The 20,004-nt window shown below is 63.4% G+C and carries 20 protein-coding genes and 1 pseudogene; 14 read left to right on the top strand and 7 right to left on the bottom strand.

Features of this window, described 5'->3' with window-relative positions; genetic code table 11:
• The first annotated feature begins 4 nt into the window (after positions 1–4).
• From phnK to phnE (NKH49_RS12360), 7 genes are all read left to right on the top strand, one after another.
• Positions 5–781: a phosphonate C-P lyase system protein PhnK gene (gene phnK, locus NKH49_RS12390; RefSeq protein ID WP_352613121.1), complete on the top strand. Its 777-nt coding sequence runs from the start codon at positions 5–7 to the stop codon at positions 779–781.
• Positions 782–956: 175 nt separating this feature from the next.
• The gene (phnL, locus tag NKH49_RS12385; RefSeq protein ID WP_352613123.1) at positions 957–1,664 is read left to right on the top strand and encodes a phosphonate C-P lyase system protein PhnL; all 708 of its coding nucleotides are present in this window, start codon (positions 957–959) and stop codon (positions 1,662–1,664) included.
• Positions 1,661–2,278, top strand: coding sequence for a DapH/DapD/GlmU-related protein (locus tag NKH49_RS12380; RefSeq protein ID WP_352613125.1), 618 nt, complete (start codon positions 1,661–1,663; stop codon positions 2,276–2,278). Before phnL ends, NKH49_RS12380 begins: the two co-directional genes overlap by 4 nt.
• Before the next feature lie 233 nt (positions 2,279–2,511).
• Positions 2,512–3,360 (top strand): phosphonate ABC transporter ATP-binding protein, encoded by an 849-nt coding sequence (phnC, locus tag NKH49_RS12375; RefSeq protein WP_352613127.1) that lies wholly within the window; start codon positions 2,512–2,514, stop codon positions 3,358–3,360.
• A 90-nt stretch (positions 3,361–3,450) separates the two neighbouring features.
• Positions 3,451–4,359 carry a phosphonate ABC transporter substrate-binding protein gene (gene phnD / locus NKH49_RS12370; protein WP_352474085.1) on the top strand — a complete coding sequence of 303 codons (909 nt, stop codon included), beginning with the start codon at positions 3,451–3,453 and terminating at the stop codon, positions 4,357–4,359.
• A gap of 159 nt (positions 4,360–4,518) precedes the next feature.
• A complete protein-coding gene (gene phnE, locus NKH49_RS12365; protein ID WP_352613129.1) occupies positions 4,519–5,475 on the top strand; it encodes a phosphonate ABC transporter, permease protein PhnE in 957 nt (318 codons plus the stop codon).
• 67 nt (positions 5,476–5,542) lie between these two features.
• On the top strand, positions 5,543–6,910 hold the full coding sequence (gene phnE / locus NKH49_RS12360) for a phosphonate ABC transporter, permease protein PhnE (protein WP_352613131.1): 1,368 nt from the start codon (positions 5,543–5,545) through the stop codon (positions 6,908–6,910).
• 24 nt (positions 6,911–6,934) lie between these two features.
• Here the strand turns inward: phnE (NKH49_RS12360) and NKH49_RS12355 are convergent, their stop codons facing one another.
• From NKH49_RS12355 to NKH49_RS12345, 3 genes are all read right to left on the bottom strand, one after another.
• The gene (locus NKH49_RS12355; protein ID WP_352613133.1) at positions 6,935–7,786 is read right to left on the bottom strand and encodes a sugar phosphate isomerase/epimerase family protein; all 852 of its coding nucleotides are present in this window, start codon (positions 7,784–7,786) and stop codon (positions 6,935–6,937) included.
• Positions 7,787–8,013: 227 nt separating this feature from the next.
• Positions 8,014–9,201 carry a Gfo/Idh/MocA family protein gene (locus NKH49_RS12350; protein WP_352613135.1) on the bottom strand — a complete coding sequence of 396 codons (1,188 nt, stop codon included), beginning with the start codon at positions 9,199–9,201 and terminating at the stop codon, positions 8,014–8,016.
• Positions 9,202–9,357: 156 nt separating this feature from the next.
• On the bottom strand, positions 9,358–10,413 hold the full coding sequence (locus NKH49_RS12345) for a sugar phosphate isomerase/epimerase family protein (protein ID WP_352613137.1): 1,056 nt from the start codon (positions 10,411–10,413) through the stop codon (positions 9,358–9,360).
• A gap of 393 nt (positions 10,414–10,806) precedes the next feature.
• Between NKH49_RS12345 and NKH49_RS12340 the strand changes: the two genes are divergently transcribed.
• From NKH49_RS12340 to NKH49_RS12320, 5 genes are read left to right on the top strand one after another with little or no spacing between them, the layout of a single operon-like run.
• Positions 10,807–11,694 (top strand): sugar phosphate isomerase/epimerase family protein, encoded by an 888-nt coding sequence (locus NKH49_RS12340; RefSeq protein WP_352448392.1) that lies wholly within the window; start codon positions 10,807–10,809, stop codon positions 11,692–11,694.
• 55 nt (positions 11,695–11,749) lie between these two features.
• Positions 11,750–12,919, top strand: a complete 1,170-nt coding sequence (locus NKH49_RS12335; protein WP_352474076.1) for a mandelate racemase/muconate lactonizing enzyme family protein — start codon at positions 11,750–11,752, stop codon at positions 12,917–12,919.
• Between the two features lies 1 nt (position 12,920).
• Positions 12,921–13,637 carry a FadR/GntR family transcriptional regulator gene (locus tag NKH49_RS12330; RefSeq protein ID WP_292661187.1) on the top strand — a complete coding sequence of 239 codons (717 nt, stop codon included), beginning with the start codon at positions 12,921–12,923 and terminating at the stop codon, positions 13,635–13,637.
• A gap of 1 nt (position 13,638) precedes the next feature.
• Entirely contained in the window at positions 13,639–14,619 is a 981-nt protein-coding gene (locus tag NKH49_RS12325) for a hydroxyacid dehydrogenase (protein ID WP_352613139.1), read from the top strand.
• 42 nt (positions 14,620–14,661) lie between these two features.
• Positions 14,662–15,045 carry a hypothetical protein gene (locus tag NKH49_RS12320; RefSeq protein ID WP_352613141.1) on the top strand — a complete coding sequence of 128 codons (384 nt, stop codon included), beginning with the start codon at positions 14,662–14,664 and terminating at the stop codon, positions 15,043–15,045.
• A 14-nt stretch (positions 15,046–15,059) separates the two neighbouring features.
• Here the strand turns inward: NKH49_RS12320 and NKH49_RS12315 are convergent, their stop codons facing one another.
• Complete coding sequence (locus NKH49_RS12315) at positions 15,060–16,355, bottom strand: amidase (protein ID WP_352613143.1); 1,296 nt, start codon at positions 16,353–16,355, stop codon at positions 15,060–15,062.
• Between the two features lie 120 nt (positions 16,356–16,475).
• Between NKH49_RS12315 and NKH49_RS12310 the strand changes: the two genes are divergently transcribed.
• On the top strand, positions 16,476–16,823 hold the full coding sequence (locus NKH49_RS12310) for a GFA family protein (RefSeq protein ID WP_023675184.1): 348 nt from the start codon (positions 16,476–16,478) through the stop codon (positions 16,821–16,823).
• Here NKH49_RS12310 and NKH49_RS12305 read toward each other — a convergent pair.
• Entirely contained in the window at positions 16,820–18,043 is a 1,224-nt protein-coding gene (locus NKH49_RS12305) for an MFS transporter (RefSeq protein WP_352448398.1), read from the bottom strand. The two genes, NKH49_RS12310 and NKH49_RS12305, sit on opposite strands and share 4 nt — an antisense overlap.
• A 91-nt stretch (positions 18,044–18,134) precedes the next feature.
• Between NKH49_RS12305 and NKH49_RS12300 the strand changes: the two genes are divergently transcribed.
• Positions 18,135–19,115, top strand: coding sequence for an AraC family transcriptional regulator (locus NKH49_RS12300; protein ID WP_352474069.1), 981 nt, complete (start codon positions 18,135–18,137; stop codon positions 19,113–19,115).
• Between the two features lie 12 nt (positions 19,116–19,127).
• Here NKH49_RS12300 and NKH49_RS12295 read toward each other — a convergent pair whose 3' ends face one another.
• Complete coding sequence (locus tag NKH49_RS12295; RefSeq protein WP_352474067.1) at positions 19,128–19,409, bottom strand: hypothetical protein; 282 nt, start codon at positions 19,407–19,409, stop codon at positions 19,128–19,130.
• A gap of 246 nt (positions 19,410–19,655) precedes the next feature.
• Positions 19,656–19,931: pseudogene (locus tag NKH49_RS12290) on the bottom strand (TOBE domain-containing protein); the annotation flags it as partial.
• Positions 19,932–20,004: the final 73 nt, after the last annotated feature.

Genomic DNA, 20,004 nt, shown 5'->3' with positions numbered 1-20,004 from the left:
AGCAATGACCGACGAACCTTTGCTGCGCGTTTCGGCGCTGTCCAAATTCTACGGCTCGCGCGTCGGCTGCGAGAACGTCACTTTTGACCTCTGGCCGGGCGAAGTGCTGGCGGTGGTCGGCGAATCCGGTTCCGGCAAGACGACTTTGCTCAACTGCCTGTCAACTCGACTGCTGCCCAGCTCCGGCACCGCCAGCTACCGGATGCGCGACGGCCAGTTTCGCGAACTTTACCGCATGAGCGAGGCCGAGCGCCGCTTCCTGATGCGCACCGATTGGGGTTTTGTCCATCAGAACCCGGCCGACGGGCTGCGCATGACGGTGTCGGCCGGCGCCAATGTCGGCGAGCGGCTGATGGCGGTCGGCGACCGTCACTATGGAAAAATCCGCGAAACGGCGGTCGACTGGTTGTCTCGTGTCGAGATCGACGAAGACCGCATCGACGACGAGCCGCGCGCCTTTTCCGGAGGCATGCGCCAGCGCCTGCAGATCGCCCGCAACCTCGTCACCGGGCCGCGGCTGGTGTTCATGGACGAGCCAACCGGCGGCCTCGACGTCTCGGTGCAGGCGCGCCTGCTCGATCTGTTGCGCGGCCTGGTCACCGATCTCGGCCTGGCCGCCATCGTCGTCACCCACGATCTCGCCGTGGCGCGGCTGTTGTCGCAGCGCATGATGGTGATGAAGGACGGCCGCGTCGTCGAAAGCGGCCTCACCGACCGCGTCCTCGACGATCCGCGCGCGCCCTATACCCAGTTGCTTGTCTCCTCGATCCTGCAGGTGTGACCATGGAACGCATTTGCCTGGCACCTACCCCCACCCCGCTGCTTCGCAGCGACCCTCCCCACAAGGGGGAGGGTAAAACGCCGGCGCCCTACCTCCCCCTTGTGGGGAGGTCGGACCGAAGGTCCGGGTGGGGGTACTCCGGCCCGCAGACGAATGACGATTGGAGAACCCTCTGATGGCAACCCCGCTCGTTGTCTCCGATGTCGCGAAGAGCTTCACCATGCATCTGCGCGACGGCATCAAACTGCCGGTGGTCGCTGGTGTCTCGTTCGCGATCAGGGCCGGCGAATGCGCCGTGCTCGGCGGCCCGTCCGGCGCCGGCAAGAGCTCGATCCTGAAGATGCTCTACGGCAATTATGCCGCCGACGAAGGCCAGATCATCGTCCAGCACGAGGGCGGGCTCATCGATCTCGCCTCGGCCAGCCCGCGCACCGTGCTTGCCGTGCGCCGGCTTACCATCGGCTATGTCAGCCAGTTCCTGCGCACCGTGCCGCGTGTCTCTGCGCTCGATGTCGTGGCCGAACCGCTGGTCGAGCGCGGCGAGGAGCGCGAGGTCGCGCACGGCAAGGCACGTGCCTTGCTGGCGCAGCTCAACCTGCCGGAAAAGCTCTGGGCGCTGCCGCCGGCGACGTTCTCCGGCGGTGAACAGCAGCGCGTCAACATCGCGCGCGGCTTCATCACCGAGCACCCGATCCTGCTGCTCGACGAGCCGACCGCTTCGCTCGACGCCAGGAACCGCGACGTGGTGATTTCCCTGATCGCCGCCAAGAAGGCGGCGGGCGTCGCTTTGCTCGGCATCTTCCACGACCACGACGTGCGTGAGGCGGTGGCCGACCATATCATCGACGTGACCGCCTTCGCCGCCGGAAAAATTGCCGCATGACGAGGAAACTGTCGGAGGCGCCGCTGATCCACGAGACGGCGGAAGTCGAGAACTCAACGCTTGGCCGCTGGACCGAGATCGCCGAGCGCTGCCGGGTTTCCGAAAGCACGCTCGGCGACTATTCCTACATGATGCAGGACTGCGGCGTCTGGTGCGCAACGATCGGCAAATTCGCCAACATCGCCGCAAGCGTGCGCATCAACGCTACCAACCATCCGACCTGGCGGCCGGCGCTGCACCATTTCACCTATCGCGCCTCGGATTATTGGGACGACGCCGAGCACGAGAGCGAATTCTTCGCCAAGCGCCGCGCCAAACGCGTCACCATCGGCCACGACACCTGGCTCGGCCACGGCTCGACTATCCTGCCCGGCGTCACCGTCGGCGACGGCGCTGCGGTCGGCGCCGGCGCGGTGGTGTCGAAGGACGTCGCGCCCTACACCATTGTCGCCGGCGTGCCGGCCAAGCCGATCCGCGAACGCTTCGACCGCCGCACCGCGGAACGCTACCAGGCGCTCGCCTGGTGGGACTGGGATCATGCAAGGCTGCGCGCCGCGCTCGACGATTTTCGGGAGCTGTCGGCGGAGGCGTTTCTGGAGAAATATGGCGGCTAAGGGATCGTGAATGGTGAATGGTGAGTAGTGAATGGCGGGACGAATAGGTTTCGAGGCTTAGGGAAGCCTCTCTTGCCACCATTCACCATTCGAGCTTCTCGTGCTGGATCGGCCGCGCCGCTCCAGGCTGTGGGCGGTAACAAAACTGACATCGTTCCGACACCGCAGGTTCATGCGGCTGCGCTAGCCAGGATTAACAGACCTTCAATTGCGATTGGACTGGAGCCTGCACCATGTCAGCTACGCTCGAAATCCGCGGCGTCACCCGCCGGTTCGGCAAGAACACCGCCGTCAGCAATGTTCACATCGCGATTCCGCAGGGCCAGATGGTCGGCATCATCGGCCGTTCAGGCGCCGGCAAATCAACGCTTCTGCGCATGATCAACCGCCTCATCGATCCCAGCCAGGGATCCATCCTGTTCAACGGCGTCGAGGTCTCCGGGTTGCGCGGCTCGCCGCTCCGGCGATGGCAGCGCGACTGCGCCATGATCTTCCAGCAGTTCAATCTCGTGCCGCGCCTCGATGTGCTGACCAATGTGCTGCTCGGCCGGCTCAACCACCGCTCGACGCTGTCCAACCTATTTGGCATGTTCTCCCGCGGTGAATGCGCCGAGGCGGTTGCAGCCCTCGAGCGCCTCGACATCGCCCGCACCGCCCTGCAGCCGGCCGGCACGCTTTCCGGCGGCCAGCAGCAGCGCGTTGCGATTGCGCGCGCCATGATGCAGCAGCCGAAGGTGTTGCTGGCGGATGAGCCGATTGCCTCGCTCGATCCGCTCAACGCCAAGGTGGTGATGGATTCGCTGCAGGACATCAATTTGCGCGAGGGCATCACCGTCATCACAAATCTGCATACGCTGGATACGGCCCGCACCTACTGCAACCGCATCATCGGCATGGCCGCCGGCAAGGTCGTCTTCGACGGCTCGCCCGAAGCCCTCAACCGCGAGGCCGTGCGCATGGTCTACGGCACCGACAGCAATGGCGGCGAAATCTCCGAGGCCATCACCTCCACCAGTGTCGCCATCAAACAGAAAATCGCTGCATCCGCCGGACCGCTCGAGCCCGCATTCCCGGGATATTGAGAACGGCCTGATCGCCCGCCCGCGTCAAAGGCACCTGTCAAAAAATTCTAACGCTACCGGCGCGAGGCCGGGACCAACAGGAGAGAGATAATGTTCAGGAAGATGGTTTTTGGCGCCGTTTCATTGCTCGCCATCGCGGCAAGCGCCGCTCACGCCCAGGATATCAAGGAATTCCGCATCGGCATCCTTGGCGGTGAAAACGAAGCGGACCGGCTGCGCAACTTTCAGTGCCTCGCCGATCACCTGAAGTCCGAATTCGGCTTCGAGAAGGTCTCGCTGTTCCCGGCCGCCGACTATGACGGCGTTATCCAGGGCCTGCTCGGCGGCACGCTCGATTTCGCAGAGCTTGGCGCGTCGGGCTATGCCAGCGTCTACCTCAAGGATCCGAACGCCGTGACCCCGATCCTCACCACCCAGCAGACCGACGGCGCGACCGGCTATTATTCGATCGGCCTTGCGCTGAAGTCGTCCGGCATCACCGACATCAAGTCGGCCAAGGGCAAGAAGCTCGGCTATGCCGACCCGGATTCGACCTCCGGCTACCTGATCCCGCTGACCCAGATCCCGAAGGACACCGGCGCTTCGAACGAAACCTTCTTCGCCTCGACCCAGTTCAATGGCGGCCACGAGAACAACCTTCTCGCGGTTCGCGACGGCAAGGTCGATGTTGCGGTTGACGACTCCTCGGGCATCGGCGACTTCAAGAACGGCTACACCTCCGGCACCTTCCACAAGGAAGTCGCCAAGGGCGCCGTGGACCCCAACGATTTCGTTGAAGTCTGGCGCTCCGGCTTGATCCCGAACGGCCCGCTGGTCGTGCGCACCGCACTCGGCGGCGACATGAGCGCCAAGCTCGCCAACTTCTTCACCGGCCTGCCGGCCAAGGACAAGCCTTGCTTCGAGGCCATCGAAGGCGGCGATTTCACCGGCTATGTTCCGGTGAAGCCGGACTTCTACAGCGTCATCGTCGAAGCCCGCAAAGCCGCGATCGGCGGCTGACGACAATTTCGAAAAGGACGGCGTCCATTAGAGCGACGTGCGTCCACTTGGACGCACAAAGTACGCTCTAACACTTAGATGCCGCATCGTGCTTTCCGAAAGTCGACTTTCGGGCCGATGCGGTCGCCGCCCTTTTTGTGTGTCCGCTCGTGACCCCGTATGACCTTCGCCGCTACAATTCGTTCAGACGCGGTCCGGCAGGCAGCAGACGCCTGGCGACGCCAGGCGTCCTTGCGACGGTTCTACACGGCGCTCGGCATCGGCTCACTGCTTGTCGCCATGTGCACAGCCATGTGGTTCGCCGACGAGGCCAATGCCGGACATTTCTTCGATCGGCTGCCGCACATACTGGATTTCCTTAGTTGGCTTGTTCCCAAGGACTGGAACGACGTCTGGCGGGCGCTGTTCGACATCGCATCGCCGCATGACAAGGGCAGCCAAGAGTTCAACTTCCCGCTTGGCCGCGTCTATCTCTGGGGCGGCTTTTATCTACCCGAATATTTCGAGCTGATGCTCACCACGCTTAACGTGGCGCTGGTTTCCACTTTCATCGGCTTTGTCTTTGCGGTGCCCTTTTCCTTCATCGCCGCGCGCAACTTGACGCCCAGTCCGATGCTCAGGCTCGTTGTCAAGCGCTTCATGGAACTGCTTCGCGCCTTCCCCGAGATCGTCATTGCCGGCCTGTTCGCAGCCATCCTCTCGACCGGCCCGGTCGCAGCCATCATCGCCATCGGCCTGCATTCCATCGGCGCCCTCGGCAAGCTCTTCTACGAGATCAACGAAAACATCGACATGCGCGCCGAAGAAGGCCTGCGCGCGGTCGGCGCCAACTGGTTCGAGCGCGTGCGCTTTGCCGGCCTGCCGCAAGTGCTGCCCAATTTCATGTCCTACACGCTGCTCAGGATCGAGATCAATGTGCGTATCTCGACCATTATCGGCGCGGTCGGCGGTGGCGGCATCGGCGAGGAACTGAAGCTCTCCATCTCGCGCGGCTTCGGCGCCAAGACGCTGGCATTGGTGCTGCTGCTGTTCACGACGATCTTCCTCGTCGACCAGTTTTCCGCCTGGCTACGCCGCAAGCTCGTCGGCGAGCAGGCATTCATGATGGGTGCCTGACCATGATCCCAAAAAGTGGATTCCCGTTTTTGGAAAAGACCATGGCAAATCAACAAGAAGACTGCCCATGGCCGCAATGACCGCCGATGAGATGCGGTCGATCGAGGAGCGCTTCCCCCAAGTGTTCCGGCGGCCCTTGTACAAACGCTTCGGCCCGCTGGTCCTGTTCACCGGCATCCTGCTCTATCTCCTCTACGCCTTGTGGTTCTTCAGCCTGCCGCAAGTGCTGAGGGAATCGCACTGGGAGCGCCTGCCGCTCTTCCTGACGCAATGGATCAGCTACGATCTGCAGCCGGAATTCCGTCTCGACCAGCCTCAGATCACACCCAGATATCCGCGTTTTTCGGCGCTCGGCGAAGACCCGCATCCCGATTGGGTCATCACCAACGCCAACGGCTCCTACACCGTCCTGATCGACGGCCGGGCCAAATCGGTCACCTTCGACAAGGCCGAAGCGACGCTTGTCGCCAATGGCCAGGCGGTGCCGATGTCGTTGACCAGCGGCAAACCGGTAATATCCGGCCCGGTGCCGGAGTGGATCACCGCGCATGACGATGAGATCGTCGCCAGGATGGGCTTTGCCGGCGAGGTCCGCATAACCGTCGATCGCGTCAAGGTCCGCAAACGCTTCCTCGGCTGGGCGAATTTCGTCTTCGACACACGCTCGCCCTTCTTCGGCAAGTCGCCCGGCGAGGTGGTCTCGTTGCTGATGTCCGGACCCCAGCTCAAGCCGGGCACATCAAACATTGCGCTGGCCGCCGACAATATCTGGAACAACGCCCAATGGCAGCATGGCGACGTCTGGACGAAGCTGTTCCAGACCATCGTCATGGCGTTTCTCGGCACCTTGCTCGGCGGCATCGTTGCCTTCCCGCTCGCCTTCTTCGCCGCCCGCAACATCACCCCGAGCGGCCTGCTTAGCCAGGTGCTAAAGCGGTTCTTCGATTTCATGCGTTCGGTCGACATGCTGATCTGGGCGCTGTTCTTCACCCGCGCCTTCGGCCCGGGCCCGCTTGCCGGCAGCGCCGCGATTTTCTTCACCGAGATCGGCACGCTCGGCAAAGTCTATTCGGAGGGCCTCGAGAACATCGACGACAAGCCACGCGAGGGCATCCAGTCGACCGGCGCCAACGGCTTGCTGGTGCAGCGCTATGGCGTGCTGCCGGAAGTGATCCCGGTCTTCATCAGCCAGACACTCTATCAGTGGGAATCCAACACCAGGGGCGCGACGATCATCGGCGCCGTCGGTGCCGGTGGCATCGGCCTGAAGCTCTGGGAGGCGATGCGCACCAATTCCAACTGGGCCAATGTCTTCTACATGGTGCTCTTGGTCCTGCTCGTCGTTTTCATCTTCGACAACATTTCCAATTTCCTGCGCCGCCGCTTGAGCAGGACGATCCACGACTACAACCGGATCCAGGCCGGCCAGGGCTGACAGAGGCGTTGCGCAGGCGTGCGGTTAGGGCGCCTTCCTCCATCCATTCCTGATATGCCTGTAGCCCTCGCGGTAGACGGCTTCCGGGCCTTCGGAAAAGTCGCGCCACACCTTGGTGGCCGCGGCCAGATCCTTCAGCGAGCGGCCGAACGCCTCGATCGTCAGCCAATCGTCATAACCGCTCTTGCGGATGGCAGAGAACGTCTCTTTCCAAGGGACGTGGCCGCGGCCCGGCACGCCGCGATCGTTCTCCGAAATGTGGATATGGACGATGTTCTTGCGGTTGCGCGTATAGGCCCCGATCGGGTCAGCCTCTTCGATGTTGGCATGGAACGTGTCGTACATCGCCTTGATGTGCGGCCGGTCGATCGCGTCGATATGCGCCGACAAATCGTCCATCGTGTTGAGCAGATAGCATTCGAAGCGGTTGAGCGCCTCCAGCCCGATGGTGACACCCTTGTTGCCGGCATGGTCACCGATGACGCGCTGCGAAGCGACCGAACGTTTTTTCTCGGCCGCCGTCGGCCCGCTGCCGGAGAAGACCCCGAGTGTCGAATGGAGCGGGCCGCTCAACGTGTTCGCGCCAAGCGCCTGAGCGCAGTCGATCGTCGATTTCATGTAGTCGATACCGGCCTTGCGCGTCGAGGCATCCGGCGAGATCAAATTCATCGCCGGATCGCCCATCGCCGAGACGGCGGTGCGTTGCAGCCCGATACGGTCGAGCAGCTCGCCGAGTTTCCTGTAGTTGTCCGGCGTGCCGGAGAAGACCGGTATCTCGACGCCGTCGAAGCCGGTCGCCTTGATGTCCCTCAACAACGGCTCGTGTTTTTTTGAGACACTGGTCGTCCACAACAACATGCACATGCCGATTTTCATCGACGCCCCTCCCCTTTTTACGGCCGGGCTTGCTCCTCCGGCGACTTCGCCACAAGCCCCCTCATCCGGCCGCTTCGTGGCCACCTTCTCCCCGCCGGGGAAAAGAGGTGAACGCCAGCGCCAACGATCTCCTCTCCCCACGAGGAAAGGTCGGATTGCCCCGAATTGCCTTGCAATTCGGCTGGCAATCCGGGTGACGGGGACTTCCCATTAACCGGGCGCAGCGATTAAAGCTTCGTCCACGCTCCGTTCTTCTTCGACGACTTCACGCAGGCCTCGATGAAGGCCATGCCCTCGACGCCGTCCTGCACGGTCGGGAAGACGACATCCTTGGCCGGCTTCCCGCCCTTCCGGCGCGCTGCACGAATAGCCCGCGCGGCTTCCTGATAGATGTTGGCGAAACCTTCGAGATAGCCTTCCGGATGCCCTGGCGGAACGCGGCTGACGCGCCCGGCGACGGGGAGCGCGCCGGCGCCATTACGGGTAATCAACTGCTTCGGCTGGCCGAACGGCGTGTACCAGAGATAGTTCGGGTCGGCCTGCACCCATTCGAGGCCGCCGTTCGAGCCGTAGATGCGCAATTTCAACCCGTTCTCGTGGCCGGGCGCCACCTGGCTTGCCCAGATCATTCCCTTGGCCGGGTGCGACCCGCCGACCGGCTTGAAGCGCAGCAGCACATTGATGTTGTCGTCGAGCAGCCTCCCCGGCACGAAGGCATCGAGATCGGCCGACAACGAATCGAGCTCCAGCCCGGAGACGAAACGGGCAAGGTTGTAGGCATGCGTGCCGATATCGCCCAGCGCACCGCCGGCACCCGCCTGCTTCGGGTCAGAGCGCCACGCAGCCTGCTTCTGGCCGGTGGCGGCCAGGTCTTCGGTCAGCCAGTCCTGCGGATATTCCGACTGCACGATACGGATATCGCCGAGCTGTCCCTTGGCCACCATCTCGCGTGCCTGCCGCACCATCGGATAGGCGGTGTAGTTATGCGTCAGCACGAACACCTTGCCGGTCTTCTCGACCAGCGCGGCCAACCTCTTCGCCTCGGCCAGCGACGTCGCCAGCGGCTTGTCGCAGATGACATGGATGCCGGCCTCGAGAAAAGCCTTGGCTGCCGGCACGTGCACATTGTTCGGCGTGACGATGGCCACCGCCTCGATGCCATCCGGCCGCTTGGCCTCCGCCTTGGCCATCTCGGCATAGGAGCCGTAGCTGCGTGCCGGATCGAGCCCAAGCTCGGCCGCCGAGGCCTTGGCGCGCTCCGGATTCGACGAGAGGGCCCCGGCAACCAGCACGAACTCGTTATCAATGCGCGCCGCGATGCGGTGCACCGCGCCGATAAAGGCGCCTTGTCCGCCGCCAACCATGCCGTAGCGGATCGGACCGCCTCCCGTTTCCGTCTTCGATGCGCCAACCATGATTTTCTCCCTCGTCACTGAAATACCCCTCCGCTTGAGGGGAAGGTGGCCCGCACGGCCGGGTGGGGTTGGTTCATGCCGAGCTCTACGCCCGGCGACCCCACCCCGATCCGCTGCGCGGATCGACCCTCCCCTCGAGGGGGAGGGATATCTGTGCTAGATCCCCATCATGCCGCGCAGCACCTTTTTATCGGTCGTGCCGCCGGCGAAGTCGTCGAATGCTTTTTCCGTCACCCTGATGATGTGGTGCTGGATGAAGGGAGCGCCTTCGGCCGCACCATCCTCCGGGTGCTTGAGGCAGCATTCCCATTCCAGCACCGCCCATGAATCGTAATTGTATTGGGTGAGCTTGGAGAAGATGCCGCTGAAATCCACCTGCCCGTCACCGAGCGAGCGGAAACGCCCGGCACGGTTGGTCCAGCTCTGGTAACCGGAATAGACACCTTGCCGCCCGGTCGGATTGAACTCGGCATCCTTGACGTGGAACGCCTTGATCCGCTCGTGGTAGATGTCGATGAATTCGAGATAGTCGAGCTGCTGCAGCAGGAAGTGCGACGGGTCGTAGTTGATGTTGCAGCGCTTATGGCCGCCGACCGCATCGAGGAACATCTCGAATGTCGCGCCGTCGAACACGTCCTCGCCTGGATGGATTTCGTAGCCGACATCGACGCCGTTCTCGTCATAAACGTCGAGGATCGGCTTCCAGCGCTTGCCGAGTTCGGCAAACGCTTCCTCGATCAATCCCGCCGGCCGCTGCGGCCAGGGGTAGAGGTATGGGAAGGCCAACGCGCCGCAAAACGACACCGACGCCTTGAGCCCGAGATTCTTCGACGCCTTGGCGGCGAACTTCATCTGTTCGACCGCCCATTGCTGCCTGGCTTTTGGATTGTTGTGCACCGCAGCCGGCGCGAAGCCGTCGAACTGGGCGTCATAGGCGGGATGCACCGCCACCAGTTGCCCCTGCAGATGCGTCGACAGTTCGGTGATCTCGACGCCGGCATCGGCGCAGATGCCCTTCGCCTCGTCGCAATAGGCCATGGAGGAGGCTGCCTTCTCGAGATCGAACAATCGGGCGTCCCATGTCGGGATCTGCACGCCCTTGTAGCCCAGACCAGCCGCCCATTTGGTGATCGAGGCCAGCGAATTGAACGGCGCGGCGTCGCCCGCAAACTGCGCCAGGAACAGACCAGGCCCCTTCATCGTCGTCGGCATCGGCATCTCCCTATGTTTCACGACCAAGCATAGCGCCGATTGAAAACAGGGCCAGCGTCTTTGGTCTCTTTGCACAGCGCGCTCAGCGCCGCTATTCTGGTATTACCAAATGCCGAAATCTGGTCAAGCCATTTGACGCGCTGCCGCGGTCCTGCAACCATGCCGAGTTAGGCCACATGTTTAAGTATAATCAATAGCATAGACAGGAGCCAACGCTTGATGGCAGCACTTCTTGCCGTCCAGATGAAATTACTGTAGACCTCCCATCAGGCCCAATTGGTCGAACCAGTTTGCAAAAAAATGCTGGGACGCCTTGGGGAAGAATCATGCGGCACGCTTCGGCAGAGTGCGCCGCAGGCGAACTGGTACAGGCGATTCTGGGAAGGATAGACCATGCATCTTTCGACGCACAATTGGATGCGGGCGGAGCCGCTGGAAACGACGCTCAAGCGCATCAAGAAATTCGGCTACGAGTCGATCGAGATCTCCGGCGAACCCGATCAGTACAAGCCCAAGGAGACGCGCGCACTGTTGAACGAGTACGGCATTCGCTGCTGGGGAGCGGTGACGCTGATGCTGGGCGAGCGAAATCTCGCCGCCAAGGACCAGGGCCAACGCGAGCGCTCGGTGCAGTATGTCAAGGACGTGCTGACCATGGTCAGCGAACTTGATGGCGAGATCATCACGCTGGTTCCGGCCACCGTCGGCAAGGTGGTGCCGGACGGCACCGAGGAAGAGGAGTGGAAATGGGTGGTCGACGCCACCCGGGAATGCTTCACCCACGCCAAGAAGGTCGGCGTCAAGATCGCGGTCGAGCCACTCAACCGCTTCGAGACCTATCTGTTCAACCGCGGCGCCCAGGCACTGGCGCTGGCCGATGCGGTCAGCCCCGAATGCGGCGTCTGCCTCGACGCCTACCACATCCACATGGAAGAATTTAACGTCTACGACGCCATCCGGCAGGTCGGCAAGCGCCTGTACGACTTCCATGTCGCCGACAACAACCGCTTCGCCGCCGGCCTCGGGCAGATCGACTGGCCGAAGATCGTCGGCACGCTGAAGGAGATCGGCTATGACGGCGCGCTGACCAATGAATTCGTCGCCCCCGTCGACCGCACGCCGGCTGCCCCCTATCCCGACATGGTCGAACGCAACCCCGTCGACATCTCGCCGGAGCAGCTGAAATTCATTCAGGACCACGGCTCCAGCGTGCTCACGGAGAAATTCTACACCGACCAGATGCGCATCAACGCGGAAACGCTGCTGCCGCTGATCAAGTAGCCGAGCCGTTTGGAAAGAGCCCTTCCGCCTCACCGCGGCCGGGCCGAGGATGAACATGCGCATCAAGACGGTCCAAGCCTGGTGGGTCCGCATACCGATCGAAGCCGCGAAGCAGCACCGCAGCGACTTCGGTCAGGTGGCGACGTTCGACGCCGCCATCCTGCGCATCGAAACCGACGACGGGCTGGTCGGCTGGGGCGAAGGCAAGAATGCCGCCGGCAGCGCCGGCAGCTACGGCGCCCTTGTCCATTTGCTGAACTACGAGGTCGGCCCGCAGCTGGTCGGCCGCGACCCGGCCGACATCGGCGTCATATGGGAGATGCTCTATAATGGCACGCGCCACGACAGCGCCGCTCGCGCCGGCCACGCCATGCCGCAATTGGCGCGACGCGGCATGAGCATCGCCGCTATCAGCGCCGTCGACATCGCATTGTGGGACATTCTTGGCAAATCGCTCGGCGTTCCGGTCTGGCGGCTGCTCGGCGGCCGCAAGCTGGACCGCATGCCGGCCTATGCTTCCGGCGGCTGGGCCACTGCGGAAGCCATCGGCGACCAGCTGCAGTCCTACATCGCCAAGGGCGGTTTCAAGGCGCTGAAGATGCGCGTCGGCGCCATGGACGGCGCCCCACATATCTCGGCCGCTCGCGTCCGTGCCGCCAGACGGGCGCTCGGTCCCGATATCGACCTGATGGTCGACGCGCACGGCACCTACACGGTGGCCGAAGCCAAGCGCTTTATCCATCTCGCCGGCGACCTCGATCTCGCCTGGTTCGAGGAGCCGGTGATCGCCGACGACAAGCCCGGCATGGCCGAGGTGCGCGCCTGCGGTTCGATCCCGATCGCCACCGGCGAAAGCGAGGCGACGCGCTATGCCTTCCGCGACCTCGCCGTGCTCAAATCCGCCGATATCTTCCAGCCGGATCCGGCCTTTTGCGGTGGCATCAGCGAGGCGATGAAGATCGGCACCATCGCCAGCGCCTTCAATCTGCGCTTTGCGCCGCATCTTTGGGCCGGCGCGCCCTGCTTCTTTGCCGGGCTGCATGTCTGCGCTGCTTCACCGGCGAGCTTCACCGTCGAATATTCGCTCGGCGCCAACCCGATGATCCACGATCTGATCGAAGAGACTGTCGAAGCAAAGGACGGTATGGTAGCGATCCCTGATAGACCCGGGCTGGGATTCACCATTTCGGAGCGGTTCCTGGAGGCGCACGCGCAACACGGCTGACATGAAAGAAAAGAACCTTCTCGCGGAACTCGCCGCCTATCTGTTCTCCCATTCGGACAAGGAGACGGGCCGCACGCCGTCGGAGCGCGAACTGGCAGAGCATTTCAGCGTCAGCCGCGGCCAGATCCGCGAGGCGCTGGCCATTCTCGAGGCCATGCGCATCGTCGAGCGACGGGCGAAATCCGGGATCTACATCGATACGAAGCAGGCGAGCGTCGAGGCGATGGCGCTGTTCGCCCGCGCCGGCCTGCCGCTCGATCCCGTCCAGATCTACGAGACGGTCGAGTTGCGCAAGATCCACGAGATCAAGGCCGCCGAACTTGCCTGTTCACGCGCCACCGAGGAGAATTTCGAGCGGCTGCGCGAGATCCTGAAGGCCTCCGAGGATCGCATCGCCGCCGGTGAAGGGCTTGCCCGGGAAGACCGCGAGTTCCACCTCGAGATCGTGCGGGCGACCAAGAACAGCGTCTTCCACAATATCTGCAGCGTCTACTACATGATGGGTGAACTGCGCCTGCCGATCTATTTCAACGATCCCGAACGCAGCGTGCGCTCCCATGCCGAGCATATCCAGATCTACGAGGCGCTGCTGCGCCGCGACGGCAATCTCGCCCAGGCGCTGATGAGCGCCCACCTGCAAGGCGCGGAAAGCTACTGGAAGGGGCTGATCGAGGGGCGTGGGGCGGAACCGGAAAGCCCTGCTCTCGAAAAGGCCTGAAATGCCCAAGATCCTGTCAACACACAGACTGCACCCTCGTGCCGCTTCCATGCTGACCGGGGCCGGCGAACTCGTCGTTGCTTCCGCCCTCGATGCGGCCACGCTGGCCGCCGAGGCAAGGAACGCCGATGTCATCATCGTTCGCGCTCCCTTGCCTGCGGCGCTTTTCGAAGGCGCGAAGAAGCTCAGGGCCGCGATCCGCCACGGCGCCGGGCTGGACATGGTACCGATGGAAGCGGCCAATGCGGCCGGCGTGCTGGTGTCGAATGTGCCGGGGGTGAACGCGCGATCTGTCGCCGAATATGTGATGTTCGCGGCGCTGGCGCTGCTTAGGCGCTTCCGTGTGTTGGACCGCGACTTGCGTGCGAAGGGCTGGCTGGCGGGCCGCGAACACACGGTGGTAGCCAGCGAGCTCGCGGGCAAGACGATCGGCATTGTCGGCCTCGGCGCGATCGGTCAGGCGGTTGGCCACATCGCCGCCCATGGGTTCGATCTGAATGTGGTGGCGACGACGCGCAGCATGCGGCCGGCGCCGGACAGGGTCGGCTTCCTGTCGATCGATGCACTCATCGAGCAGAGCGACATCATCGTTCTGTGCTGCCCGCTGACGCCCGAAACACGGGGGCTGATCAGCCGCGAGCGCATTGAGCGGATGAAGCCGGATGCGCTGCTGATCAATGTTTCGCGCGGGCCGGTGATCGATGACGACGCGCTGATCGAGGCCTTGCAGAAGGGGCGCATCGGCGGCGCTGCGCTCGATGTTTTTGCTACACAACCGCTACCGCCCAACCATCCTTATTTTGGCTTCGACAACGTCATCGTCACCCCGCACATGGCTGGGATTACCGAGCAGTCGATGATGCGCATGGGCGTCGGCGCGGCTGGCGAAGCCTTGCTGGTGCTGGCCAACAGATTGCCGGTCAATCTGCGCAACCCCGAAGTGGTCGAGCACTACCGGCGGCGGTTCCCTGCCGATTTCTGAAAGCGCCCCAATTTTCCCGAATTCGCCGGCGATGGTGCCGGCATGGCAAGCGTCACAAAATTCCTGCTGACCGCCGGCTTCTGCGTGGCGACGGCGCAACCCTTCGCCAACGAACAGGGCAGCTACGTGTTCTGCGACAACGGCATACGCTGCCTGGCGGCGCCCTGTCCATCGAACAGCGCACTCGACCTTGCTGCTGGGAAGCTCATCAAAGGCGTTTCAATCGACATCGATCGCCTGCCGCAACAAGACAAGGCGCTCGATCTTTCAGACAAGCTCTATGCCGGCAAGGTCGTTGTTGTCGGCTCGATCGAGAACCGTACCCGGACCTTCAACGGCAAGCGGTACACCCTGCCTTGGCTGGTCGCCACCAGCATCGAACGCGCCGCCAAGGACAGCGAACGCGGCCACTGCTCGTCGCGCTGACACGCGCTGTGCGATCAATTTGCAAGCAGCCCCTCCACGCCGGCTGCGATGCGCAGCAGGTGGTGGTCATGGCCATTGCGCGCCACCAGCATCAGCCCGGCCGGACGCGTCATTCCCGGCATCGGCAGCGAGATGGCTGATAGATCGAACTGGTTGGCGACCTGCGTGTTGCGCAGCAGAAGGCCTTCCATCCTGTTGCACAGCGCCTCGTCGCTGGTCATCGACACGATCGTCGGCGCCGTCCCCGGTGTGGTCGGCAGGGCCAGCACGTCGACCGACGCCAGCCGGTCATCCATCGCGGCGGCCAGCGCCGTGCGGCGGCGCATTGCCCTGATATAGACCGTGGCCGGAATGGCGGCGGCGCGCGACAATGGCCCGCTTACCCGCGGATCGACCGGCCTCGTCGCTCCCGCCGCCAGCCAGTCGGCATGGATCTCCGCCCCTTCCATCGCCGCGATAGACGCGCGTTGGGTTGCCACGCGCAGATCGGCAAGCAGGTCGTCGATCGACAGCTCCACAAGCCGTGCGCCGCTAAGCTCCATCTTGCGCAGACACCGGTCGAACGTCGTCGCGACCTCTTCGTGCGTATCATCGAACAGCACGCCGCGCGCAATACCGATGCGCAGGCCGTCCAGCGGCAGCGGCAACAGTGCCGCCAGGTTTTCGCCCGACATCACTGCATCGGCCGCCGCACATTCGGCGACGGTGCGGGCCAGCGGACCGATCGAGTCCAGCGTGGCTGACAGCGGAAACGCACCCGCAAGCGGCACGCGCCGCGCAGTCGGCTTGAAACCGACGACGCCATTCAGCGATGCCGGAATGCGCACCGAACCACCGGTATCGGAACCGATGGAGATTTCGCTGGTGCCTTCGCCCACCGAAACGCCGGCGCCTGAGGAGGAGCCGCCCGGAATACGGCTGGCATCGCTAGCATTGCCGGGCGTGCCATAATGTGGATTGACGCCGATCGCAGTAAAGGCGAACTCGGTCATGTTGGTCTTGCCGAGGATGATTGCACCGGCCTGGCGCAACTTTTGCACGACAATGGCATCCCGCAGCGCCGGCGCTGCGTTGGCGAGCAGCAGAGAGCCCGCCGTGGTCGGCTCGCCGGCGACATCGAACAGATCCTTGATCGAGACGATCGCCCCATCGAGCGGCCCGAGCGTGACGCCGGCTTTTCGCCGCGCATCGGTGGCGTCCGCCGCCGCCCGGGCGGCTTCCGGGTAGAGCTTTACGAAAACCCTCTCATCGTCGACGCGAGCGGCAAGAGACGAAAGAATTGCTTCGAGGTGATCGCGGGCTGATTGCATTTTTCGGTGTCGGACTCCGCGCGCTTGCAACGTCTTAAGGTAGCAGCCAGAAACTGGCCGCAGGAGACATAGCCCGGCACGGTCGGATTTGCACCTGTCGAACCGAAGGAGGAAGGCGCGATGCTCTACCAAGGCAGCTGCCACTGCGGCAAGGTCGCGTTCGAGGTCGAAGGCGAGCTGACCGGAGCCGTTCGGTGCAATTGCTCGATCTGCTCGCGCAAGGGTGCACTGCTATGGGCAGTTCCGCATGAGAGCATGCGGGTGCTTGCCTGGGGCGATGATCTCGGCCGCTACAGCTTCGGCAACCATGTCATCGCCCACCGCTTCTGCCGCAGCTGCGGCATTCACCCCTTCGCCGAGGATGTCGGCGAAGGGAGCGGGCGAAGTGCCTATATCAATATTAATTGCATCGAGGCGTTGGACGTCGCCGCCGTGCCGGTCTTCGACTTCGACGGCCGTTCCGTTTAGGCCTTGGGGTCGTCGATCGGCTTGGGGCCAAGGAAGAACGCCGCCAGTGCCGCAAGCAACGTCGCCGCCGCGCAATAGGCGAAGGCGGTGGCAACGCCGGTATTGTCGACAAGCAGGCCGCCGAAGACGGCGCCCAACGCAATGGCGACCTGGAACGTCATAACCATGAGCCCACCGGCGCTTTCCGCCTGATCGGGGGCGGCCCGCACCAGCCAGGTCTGCAGCCCGACTGGGACGGCGCCGAAGGCAAAGCCCCAGCTGGCCACTGCTATTGCAGCCACGACGGGTGAACCTCCGACCACCAGCAGCAGGAGCGCCGAAAACGCGATCAGCAGGGGCGCCAGGCTGACGGCTGCCTTGAGGCTGCGTTCGGCAATGAAGCCGCCGGCAAAATTGCCGAAGAAGCCACCAATGCCGTAGGCGAGCAGCACAAGCGAGATCGTCTCGATGTCCAGCGCGGGCACCTTCTCGAGAAACGGGCGGACATAGGTGAAGCCGGCAAAATGTCCCGAGGCGACCAGTAGTACCACCAGCAGTGCCACCCTGATCATCGGCCGCTTCATCACCTCCAGCAGCGTGCGAAAACCTGCCGTACCTGCAGGCGGCAGCTTCGGAATGGTAGCCACCTGCACCAGCAGCGCCAGCGCTCCGACCACGGCGGCGATCATGAACGCCGTCCGCCAGCCCCAGATGTCGCCGACATAGGCGCCGACCGGAGCCGCGCAGACCGTCGCCACCGAAACGCCGGTGAGAATGATCGACATGGCGCGCGGCATCAGCCGCATCGGAACGAGCCGCATCGCCATGGCTGCCGACATCGACCAGAAGCCGCCAAGACTGATCCCGAGCATGATGCGGGCAATCAGAAGAACGGGAAGCGAGGACGCAAACGCCGCCACCAGGTTTGACAGCACAAGCAGCACCGTCAGCGCCCACATGACCAACCTGCGGTCCAGCCGCTTGGTGACAATGGCCATGGTCGGCGCCGCAATCGCGCCAATGACGGCGGTTGCCGTTACCGCCTGCCCGGCGGCGCCTTCGGTGATGCCGAGATCCTGCGCAAGCGGCGTCAGCAGGCTGGCAGGCAGAAATTCCGCGGTCACCAGGCCGAAGACTCCGAGCGCCAGGGAGACCACTGCCCCCCATGCGGGCTCGGATCGTTCGCCGGTTTCCGATGGGTCGAGAACGGCGTCCATGACGCCTGTCGCGGGTTCGGTCATGAGGGATCTCCGATCTGGTTGCAGCGCAGCATCTGGCTGCAGTGCAACATAGGGAGTGACTGTCTGGAGTTTCCATGCTAGAAACACCATTATGCTTGACCGTTCGTCCAAAATCCCCGTCACCGGTGATCCGCTGACAGACATATTGCGCGGATTGCGCCTCGAAGGCGTCGATTACGGCCGTTGCGAGATGAAGGAACCCTGGGGCATCCATTTTCCGGCTCAGGCGGCGGCACGGTTTCATTTCATCGGCCGCAAAGGCTGCTGGTTGCTGCAGCCGTCCGGCGAATGGGTGGAACTGAAGGCTGGCGACGCGGTATTGTTGCCGCGCGGCTCAGCCCACACGCTGGCGAGCGAGCCGGGTACCGAGGCGGCGCCGATCCACGGCTATGAGGTCGAGGAAATCTGCAAGGGTGTCTATTGCATGTCGAATGACGGCATGCCCGGCTGCCGTCCGGGGACCTTGCTGTTTTTCGGCAGCATGTATTTCAATCTCGATGGCTTGCACCCCTTGCTCGGCATGATGCCGGACGTGATGCGCGCACATGAGTTGGAGGCCTATGAGCCAGGTATCCCGCATTTGCTGGAAGCGATGGCCCGCGAGGTGACGATGGAGCGCGTCGGCTCCGGCGGCATCCTGGCGCGGCTGGCCGATGTGCTCGCCGCGACCGTCATCCGCTCATGGGTCGAGCGCGGCTGCGGCGACTCTTCCGGTTGGATTGCGGCGGTCAGGGACCGCGAGATCGGCCGGGTGCTGGCCGCGATCCATCTGGAACCGAACCGCGACTGGACGGTGGAAGCTCTGGCGAAGATGATGGGTGCCTCGCGATCAGGTTTCGCCGAGCGCTTCGCAACCATTGTCGGCGAAACACCGGCAAAGTACGTCACGCAGGTGCGGATGCACCAGGCGAGGCAATGGCTGGTCCGCGACCGGCTCAAGATTTCCGTCGTCGCGGCTCGTCTCGGCTACGAATCCGACGCCTCCTTCAGCCGCGCCTTCAAACGGGTCATCGGATCGCCGCCTAGCCATTTCCGGGCCGAGGAACAGGCTGATATCCGCCAGGCCGGCTAAACGTTGGCCGGGTTATTGCTCGGTGATGCAGGCCGAGCCGGCGCTGCTCTTGCAATATTTGCCGGAAGCCCCGCACCTGCCATCCGAGACTTCCACGACGGTGCCGCTCAACAACAGCTTGCAGTCGCTGGTGGACAGATTGACCGTGCCGTTGAGATCCTTGATCTTTTTGGCGTCGACCTTCGCGCCGGCGACAACTTTCTTGGCTGCCTGCGCCTCGCCCAGATGCGCCGCCGACAATCCCATACCGGCGACGAGTAGGATCGTCGCAAAACCGCGAAATAGAGTTCCCATAGCCAACCCTCCGTTTTGGGCCTCCAAATTGGGCTTGCAAAGCCCGTTTGGGACCAAAGGATCAGCCTATTCGACAAATCGGAGCATCCGCATCCCCCGTATGGGGGATGACGGGAAGACTCGAGCATTTAGCAGCCAAGGGAATCACTCGACGTCGCACAAATGCGGCTAAAACACATGGTTTAGAGCGGTATGCACGGCTCGATTTGAACGCATCCGTTCTAGCTGCAGCAAAGAGGCTTGTACTTAGCCGGCGTGACGCAGGCTTATTCCGCTGCCCTTGTCGAACAGCACCACCTTGTCCGGGTTCCAGGCAAAGCGCACCGGCTGCTCTATCTGCACGTCGGTCCTGGCCGGCACGGTGGCGCGCAGCATGGTGTCGCCGACCCGCAGCGTCAGGATCTTTTCGACGCCATGGTTCTCGACATCGTGGACCCGCGCCTCGACCGGCGCGCCGGTCTCGAGATAGACGTCTTCAGGGCGAATTCCGAAGACGAGCGGGCGACCGTCGGTCGCCGCGCCCGTCTTTGGGGGGGGGGGGGGGGGGGGGGGGGGGGGGGGGGGGGGGGGGGGGGGGGGGGGGGGGGGGGGGGGG

The organism is Mesorhizobium sp. M1088 (assembly GCF_040318575.1).
In the GTDB taxonomy this organism is placed as follows: Bacteria; Pseudomonadota; Alphaproteobacteria; order Rhizobiales; family Rhizobiaceae; genus Mesorhizobium.
This window is presented reverse-complemented; position numbering and strand designations above follow the sequence as displayed.